This window comes from Blastocatellia bacterium (genome assembly GCA_035275065.1).
Taxonomy (GTDB): domain Bacteria; phylum Acidobacteriota; class Blastocatellia; order UBA7656; family UBA7656; genus DATENM01.
In genome coordinates this window covers 42,345-51,151 of sequence record DATENM010000080.1, presented here as the reverse complement: position 1 = coordinate 51,151, position 8,807 = coordinate 42,345, and the positions used below count along the sequence as shown (strand labels likewise).

Here is an 8,807-nt window from a genome sequence, read left to right as displayed (position 1 = left end):
CGAAGTGATTACTATCCAACTGTCGTTGCTTACGGCAGTCCAATTGCAACTCGACGGCGCAATCACGCTGACCTGCCCGTCGCCGCCGCCGAGCGGGAAGAATTGATCGGCGGGCGAGATGGCCGCAGGGCAGGCCGCAGGGGCCAGTGAGATCACGGCGGCGGAGTAAGGCGCTACCGCGTAAACAAAGCTCGCCGCCGCGCCCGCGAAATTGCTCGCGGCCACGTCCGGCGAGCCTGCCCCGGTGCGCGCGGCTTCGTCCTGCGCGACGCCGTATGAATAAACGGTCGCGCTCGATTGCGGGGCGAAGCCTGCCAGATTGATGCTCGCGCTCAGAGAAGTGGTGGCGCTCTTATTGATCAACAGCAGCGTCAAGCCGCCGTCGCTCCGCTTCACGCCGTAAGCGGAAAGGAGGTTGTAGTTGCTCGTAGCGGACACGACCGAGTCGCCGCCCCCGGCGAAGCGGGAGATGAGCTTGCTCATGTAATAAGTCGGGTAAGGGTTGCTTTGCCCGGAGACCATTCCGTAGTCCCCGTACAACCGCCACCCGTAAAGCGACGGGCTGTTGTTATTGCCCGTCTCCTGACCGTTGCGCAGAATCCACCACATCAGCGTGTTGAATTCGGTTTGAAGAATCTGCCCGAAGCTCTCCGCGTAGAACAGCCCGTTGACGAGGCTCGTCGTCTGTTTGCCGGGCCGGCTGCTTACGGAATTATTCTCCGTGCAGACAAGCTCCACGCCGACCGCCTGCGCGCCGAGGTAATCGTTCAACTGCTGGCGCAGGTTCGCGGCGTCCGCCGCCCAGCTCCTCGCCGACTGCAAGAGCCACGCGTCGTCTTCCCCTCCCGGCCCTTGATCGTACTTGTGATGAACGATGAAATCGGGCGCGACCCCTAACGATTTGAGCGTAGCAAGCATCACCGGAGTCCAACCGTTATGCGACTGCCCCGTGCGCGGGTTCACGACCGTGTGGTCCGCGTAGTTGGCGTAAGAGTCCTCGCCCGGCACGGCTACGACGCCGACTTTGATCGTCGGATCAACGGCTTTCATCGCGTTGATGTAATCGCGCGCGGCGAACGCGTAAGTGTAAGGGTCGTGGGGCCGTGCGTGAGAGTCGTTCTCCCAGCTTCCATAATTTTCATTACCGACTTCCCAGTACTTGAACCCATAGAGTTTCGTTACGTTCGAGTAACGCACCCAGTCAGCCGCTTCCTGAGCGGTGCCGCTGCCATAGTTCGTCGTGACGAACGCCTGCGCGCCCGTGGCGCGGACTACGTTTGCGAAAGCGTCGAAGTTGGTCGCCCATTGAAAGGGGTTGCCGTCAGTCATGTTGATTTGCCAGTGGTAGCTATTCGATAGCGAGCCGCCGGGAAATCGAGACACTTTCGTGTTGTTCGCGCTCAAAAGCGAGATCGTCGCGGGGGTGTTGAACGCCGCGTCCCACACGGCACCCGCAACGCCGAACAGTCGAGCGTCAACTGCGCGTTTGACATTATTCGCGTCAACGTTCACCGAGATTTGAGCGGGCGGAGGCGCTGCGGTAAGACTGATGTCGTCAACGTAGAAAGCCGCCTGCGCGCCGCCGCTCCCGTCCTGAAGCCAGAAGCCGTTGAAATTCGGATTGTTCGCGGCGTGAAGCGCCGAGAGCGGAATGGTGACTTTGCGCCATGCGTTGGCGGCGACCGACCCGCCCGCTACGTACGTGTTGAGCGGCACGCTCGGTTGCGACGTGTCGTTGACCTGCGCCGCGACCGTGACGTTACGATTATTAGCCGTGCCTCCGTTGATCCAGAAGACGAGATCGGTATAGGCGGAGTCGTCTAAATTCGCGTGGCGCAGGTAAAAGCCCTGCCACCCGGCGGTGTAAGTAACCTTGACGCTCTTCGCGCCGCTATGAACGTAGTCGGTCGAGTTGAAATCGCGCGCGCACCAGGACCAGTCTTGCCAGCCAGCGCCGAGCGAATCGCTATAGATGACGAGGTCCGCCTGTGCGCGGGCCGGTCGCGACAGCACGCACAGCAGAGATAAAAGGACGAAGCAGTGTATGAATCCCCGGCGCATTCGATTGACTCCTCGGCGGCTTAATACAAACGGGCGAGTTATTCGAGGGGGGCAAGAGATTTCAGGTGAGGTGAGAGATACAGGCGTATCTTAGCAAAAGAAGTATTGACCGAGAAGAGAATTTAATTCTTTCAACTAGGGCCGGTTTGAGAGCAAGCCTACAGCCCCGACTTCAGAAAATAGGCTGCCCAATAGTCAACTGCAATATCAAAGGGCGAGACCGAATTGACCTCGCCCTTTCGTTCATTATCGCGAAGCGATTAACTCCTAATTTTCGCCCGTAGCGGCTTGTTGCGGGCGGGCGGGCTGTTCGGGGCGACCCGCGCCGAGGTTGTTGTAATTCAACGCCGCGTTGAACAGCAAAAAGAAGCTGCCCTGCGTTTGATGCCGCCACATCGGATTGGTAGCAAACATCACGACATGGCCACGGCCTACGGGTATGTCAACTACGGCGGGCTTGCCCGCAAGCTCCGACCCGCCGGCGAGCATTCCGCTCACGAGCAAATCTTTTTCGCTCGAATTGAACCGCAAGACAACGCGCGGCCTCATGTTAAGCGGCGGGATCATCGCTCCGGCGAACTGGCGAACCTCTTCGGGGATTCCCTCTTCGCCGGGCCTCGTTTGCTGTTGCGGGCGCTGGCCCGCCTGCGGCATTGATTGAACGATGTCAGGGTCGCTCAAAGTGCCGCGACCGGACGGGCGCTGGCCCGGCGCGGCCCCGCCTCCACCACCGAAACCGCCTCCTCCGCCTCCGCCGAAGCCCGGTATCGCGCTCACGTTAAACAACGGCGCTTGGTTGAAGTAGACGGCCAATGAGTCGCCGTAGCCATAAGCGATGGGGCTTTTGCGGTCGGCAAAGGTCGCGTTGTAAATAGAGCCGCGCGCTTGCAGTTGCCTGGACTGCTCAATCGTCACGCCCGTAGTGATGCCGTAATCAATCGGTATCTGCGAAATATTCGTGATGGTGATGAACAGCCCGCCGTCTTCGATGAACTTTTGCAAGTTCATCACGCCGCGCAGCTCCATCCCGCCGCGTATGTCAGCCGTTTGATCCGGCGTCAATCCGAAGTTCGGCGTTATGTCGGATTGCTGCCACGGGATGGGGTCGCCGCGCTTAGGCGTGCCGTTGACTATCGTTTGAGCCGTGCCGCCCACGGGCGGGAAGATGATCACGTCGTAACGCGACTTCAGGTCAGTCGTGTCTCGTATGGTGTGGTCCGAAATATACGAGTAAGGAATCTGCAAGCGGTCAAACTCGATGCGGAACCAGCCTTCGTTTTGGGTGTTGGTCCACGTGTGAACTATGGCTATGCGCGGGACCGCCGTTTCATGCGTCTTCACTTCGGGCAGCTTGTCAACCGCGACCGCCGTCAGCCCAAGCTCCGCGACCGCCGATTCGAGTTTCTGCCGCGCGTCGGCAGAGACGCCTTCGGTTTTGATGATGAACGAGCCTGCGTTGAAGGGTTGATCGCCGACTTTGAACGGGTCTTCGGCGGCGAGCACTTTGATGTCTTTGAGCTTGAAGCGAAGCGTCGCGAGCGTGTTGTCCGTGTTGTGATTGATGATGAATGCGGCTGCGGGAGCCGATCCCGTGACGCGGCCCGTCACTTTCGCGTCGCTCGTAAGCAGCACCATCCCCGCTTCGAGCACGCCCTTGTCGGTCACGCGAACAGTCTTCACGTTTCGGAGCGCGCCCAGAGTCCAGCCCGTGTCGTCGTACGGGCGGGGGTCGTTCACGTTGTAATACTGCGTGTCCATCAGCATATCAGCCATGCGCGAGTAAGGCTGATCCATGCGGACGATGTACGAGCCTGCCGGGTACTTCTGCGAGCCGACGGAGAATTCTTTAGTCGCCGTTTGGACCTCGACCCCCATCAACCGAAGCAGGTTCACCATGTCCGCCGCTTCGACGGGGCGCGGCGTGTCGCCCGGTATGACGTAAGCCGCCGGGCCTTCATTCGCGGCCTTCGCGATTGAACGTTTGCTCTTGATGTAGAAGTTATTCAGGAAGCGGTTTTTTTGACTGGCGACGTAGTTGATCGCGAACAGTATCGCGGACTGCTGCATGTTGATGTTGTTTCGTATGGACCACTTCACCCACGGCAGCGGCGGGTTCGGGCGGAACCAGTCGCGCTGCGATTGCGCCCCGACGTTGCGGGTGGACGTATCCGCGCCCGTCCCGCCGTACGTTTCATAGAATCGCCCGATGGCGTTGTGGCCGTTCGCGACGTAAAACATGTAGTTCGGTGCCCAGCCATCATAGAACCCGTGCGTCCACACCCCCGGCACCCCGCGCTTGGTCATCTCTTCGATCTCGTGATAAGCCAGCACGTGCCACTCGTCAATGACGAGCGGGTCGAGCCACGCGTTATACGGCCCCGTGCCGGTCGAGGTGTAGAGGAACGGGACCGACTCGTGCAGGTCGTGCAGTATGGTCGGGTGGTATTCGAGAAACGTCTTCATCTGATTGCGCGTCAGCGCCAGGGCCATCCCCAGCCCGTCGCGGTTGTTGTCGTGCGCGACGTACTTGCCCCAGTAAAGCAGCGGCGGCGCTTGCTTGTTCGGGTTAGCCTTGCGGTAGTTGTATTGATCAACCGCGTTGTCCCGGCCATCCACTTCGAGCGCGGGCGTAATCATCACTATGACGTTTTTGCGAATGGCTTCGATGAAAGGCGAGTCCTCGACCGCCAACCGGTAGGCCAGCTCCATCAGCATTTCACACGACCCGGTTTCGGGCGAATGTATCGAGCCTGACGCCCAGTAAAACACCTTGCCCTCCGCGATCAAGGCTTGCGCTTCCGCGTCATTGATGCGGCGCGGGTCGGCCAGCTTCGCCGTGACCTCTTTGTAGCGGTCCAGGCGGGCGAGGTTCGATTCGTCGCTCACGACCACGAGCATCTGCTCCTTGCCCGCCTCGCTCCGCTCCGAGGCGGTGAAAGTGCGCACGCGGGGCGTGGCTTTTTCAAGCTCGCGGTAGTAGCGATACATATCCTTCGTGTAGGTGAGCTTGTTGGGCGTGCCTACGACGTAGCCGAGAACCTTGTCGGGCGAAGGCACTTTGTCTGACGCCGGCAGGTGGTCAACAAGCTCCGTCAGGAAGTATTTTTCCGTCGTGAACTCTTTTATTTTCGCCGTGTATTCTTCGTTCACGCGCGAGGCGGAACCCGCCCTGGCCTTTTCTTTCTTCTGGGCCGCCAAACCTCTGGCGGCAGCAACGCCGAACAGCAAAGCGCAGGCGAGCGCCACCGCAACCTCCGGCCTGGGTGCAAACAAGCGTCCTCGGTTCATTTTGCCCTCCGTTAAAAATGATGAATTATGAGCGATGGTTGATGAATTATAAGAACTGAAGGCAGGCGCTAAGTCAACACTGGGCCTCCATAATTCATCTTTTTGGAGAATCTGGCCGAGCGTGCTCGCGTCCGCGCCAGTGGAAGCACGGTCACGAGCGCGCCCGCCTGACGGTGAATACCGCGGGCGACATTCGCCGGTTACAAAAAATTCGAAAAATCTTCCCGCCGCGCCCGATCATTTTGCGGCCCGCTTCTTTCATCCGTCGGCTTGGCGTCGGCGGCGGAGAAAGAAAAATTTGCGCCCGCCTGAAAGTCGTATTATGATGAGCCCGCGAAGCAGACGACCTATCTTCAACGGCGCGGCACGCAGGGTCCGGCGATGACAGGGCAAGGGTAACGCAAAGGTAGGCGCGGCGACGGGCCATCGCCGATTGCATTTTTAATCTCTTCAGTTCTTAACGCACCTCGGTTACCACTCGCAATGCAAGTTTCCGGTTGCGAGGCACAAGACAGCGCCAACACCTTCTGCACGCTGAATATGACGAGGGCTGCCGGTACAAGGCTTGGAAGTTACGAAATCCTCTCGCGGCTCGGCGCGGGCGGCATGGGTGAGGTTTACCTGGCGCACGACGAACGGCTCGGGCGCAAGGTCGCCATCAAGCTGCTCGCCGACGAGGTCAACCAACGCGAAGAGCCGTTGCGCCGCCTGGCCAAAGAGGCCCGCGCCGCCAGCGCCCTTAACCATCCGAACATCTTGACCGTTTATGAGTTCGGCCAGCACGAAAGCGGCACGCATTACATTGTCACCGAATACATCGAAGGCCAGACCTTGCGCCAGCTCTTGCGCGACAGCAGGCTCGAAGTCACCGAAGCCCTGCGCATCGCCGCGCAAGCCGCTGCCGCCCTGGTCGCCGCGCACCAGGCGGGCATCATCCACCGCGATATCAAGCCCGAAAACATCATGGTGCGGCGTGACGGGCTGGTGAAAGTCCTCGACTTCGGGCTGGCCAAGCTGATCGCCGCGCCCGGTGCCGGGCTCGACACCACCGCGCCGACGCTTGACATCGGGGCGACCGCGTCCGGCATCGTCCTCGGCACGCTGCATTACATGTCGCCGGAGCAGGCGCGCGGCATGGCCTTGGACGCGCGCACGGACATCTTCAGCCTGGGAGCCGTGCTCTACGAAATGCTCACCCAGCGCGCGCCGTTCGGCGGCGCTACGCCGAGCGATGTGATCGCCGCTGTGCTGACCACGGAGCCGCCGCCGCTGGCCGCGCATCTGCCCGAAGCGCCCGCCGAATTGCAGCGCATCGTCGCCAAGACGCTGCGCAAGGATCGCGAGCGGCGCTATCAAACCACTCAGGACTTGCTCATTGACCTCCAGAGCTTGCAGCAGGAGATCGAGTCAAGCGCCCGCGCGGGCCACACAACTGCCGAAGTGGTCGCGCCGCTCACCGGCGCACACATACCACCGACGACCAGCCTGACCGTGGCGCGGCGGCGCTTCTCTCTGCGCCATGCGCTGATCATCGTGCCGCTGCTGCTGCTAGCCGCCGCCGTCATCTGGTGGTTTGTCGCCGGTCGCAAAAGTCCAGCCGCGGCGCTGAAAACCATCGAAGTCTTCACCTGGCAGAGCGCCCCCGGCGAACCTGAGAGCACAGGCGCGTTCTCCCCCGATGGCCGAGAGATCGCCTTCGCCTCCAGCAGAGAGGGCAAGTGCAACCTTTGGCTGAAGAAGACGGCGACCGGAAACACCGTGCAGATCACTCATGACGAGTTCAACACCAACCCGGTCTGGTCGCCTTCGGGCGACGAGATCGCTTTCTTCTCCGCCCGCGGCGCGCGAAATGGCATCTGGCGCATCCCAGCGCTCGGCGGCACGGAAACGCTGATCAGAACGCTGGCCAGCGGCCAGGGCGACGCCAGGCTGATCTTCTGGTCAAAGACCGGCACGCTTTATTTCGAGTCGAACCAGAACCTCTTCGCACTCGACACGGGCTCGGCAGAGGTCAGGCCGGTGACTGATTTCAACGCCCTGAAGTCCAGCGTCTACAACATCAGTATCTCGCCGGACGAACAGCGCCTCGCTTACATCAGCGCCGACGTCGAGGGTCAGACGAGCGTCTGGGCGATGCCTGTGCGCGGCGGCCCTGCCCTGCAACTGACTCACGACCGGGTCGAGCACCGCGGCACCGTCTGGCACCCCGATGGCCGCCGCGTCCTCTACAGCGCCAGGGTAGACGGCATTTTTCAGATATTCGCCGCTTACCTCGACAGCGGCAAAGTGTCGCAGATTACATTTACTGACACGGACAGCTTCGTGCTCGATGTATCCGCCGATGGCACACGGGTCCTCTACGGCTCCTCCAAAGAGGAGTCGGACGTCTGGGCGGCCAGCATCGAGCGCGCCGAAGAAACCGCCTTCGCCGCCGACATCGGCTGTGAGCTATGGCCCGATGTCTCGCCCGATGGCAAGCAGCTCGCCTACCAATCGGTGAGGAATTTGAGTCAGGGCGATAAGCTCTTCGACGGCGCGATCCTCACCAAACCCACAGACGCGCGGGCGCGGCCATCCCAGCTTGCCGCGCCCGGTTTCCTGCCGACGTGGTCGCCCGACGGCAAACAGCTCGCTTTCATGCGCGCCACCGGCCCGACTTATAACCTCTGGACGGTGGGCGCGACTGGCGGCGTCGAAAAACAACTGACGGCTGACGGGCTGCCGTCGGTCGAGTTCACCTTGCTGCCATACAACCGCGTTCAGGAGAGCAACTTCCGCTGGTCGCCCGACAGCCGGCAGATCGTTTACTGTTCGGCCCGCAGCGGGCAGCGCAACCTCTGGCTGGTTTCCGCCGATGGCGCGAGCGACCAGGCGCTTACCGCCAACACCGACGCGAACCTGTTTATCGGTTGCCCGCTCTGGTCGGCGGATGGCAAGCGGGTGGCTTATTCGACCAGGCCAGACGGCATCTCGGCTGATGGTCAGGCGGTCTATGGCGTCTGGGTCATTGACCTCGACACCAGAAACACCCGGATGGTCTTCCAATCGAACACCTACCTGCGCCTGCTCGGCTGGTCGGCGACCGACAAAGAACTGCTCCTGGTGACGCTCAAAGGCAAGAGCGGCAGCGGCTCGCCAAAAGCGGTCAGCCTGGTGAGCGTCTCGACAGAGAGCGGCCAGCCGCGCCCGGTTAGCGAGTTAGAGTCCGTCTACCCGTACAACATTCGCCTGTCAGCGGATAAAAAGAGTGTCGCGTTTGCGGCCCGCCGCGAAGACAAAGACAACCTGTGGGTGATGCCCGCTGCCGGCGGCCCGGCGAAAAAGCTGTCTGCCAATGGCGACCCGAATCTCTACTTTTCCAGCCTGTCATGGTCGCCTGACGGGCGGACGATCTACTTCGGCAAGCAGTCCAGGCGCAGTTTGCTGGCGATGATTGCCAACTTCCAGTGAGAGGAGAA

General features: G+C 61.1%; 3 protein-coding genes. 1 reads left to right on the top strand and 2 read right to left on the bottom strand.

Going from position 1 to position 8,807, the window contains the following annotated elements; genetic code table 11:
- Positions 1–2,061, bottom strand: a 2,061-nt coding sequence (locus VJ464_18205) for an alpha-L-arabinofuranosidase (GenBank protein HKQ07068.1), incomplete at its 3' end; no start/stop codon positions are given.
- Between the two features lie 267 nt (positions 2,062–2,328).
- Positions 2,329–5,349 (bottom strand): M14 family zinc carboxypeptidase, encoded by a 3,021-nt coding sequence (locus VJ464_18200; GenBank protein HKQ07067.1) that lies wholly within the window; start codon positions 5,347–5,349, stop codon positions 2,329–2,331.
- Positions 5,350–5,832: 483 nt separating this feature from the next.
- Here VJ464_18200 and VJ464_18195 point away from each other — a divergent pair, with 483 nt between their 5' ends.
- Positions 5,833–8,799: a protein kinase gene (locus VJ464_18195; protein HKQ07066.1), complete on the top strand. Its 2,967-nt coding sequence runs from the start codon at positions 5,833–5,835 to the stop codon at positions 8,797–8,799.
- Positions 8,800–8,807 lie beyond the last annotated feature (8 nt).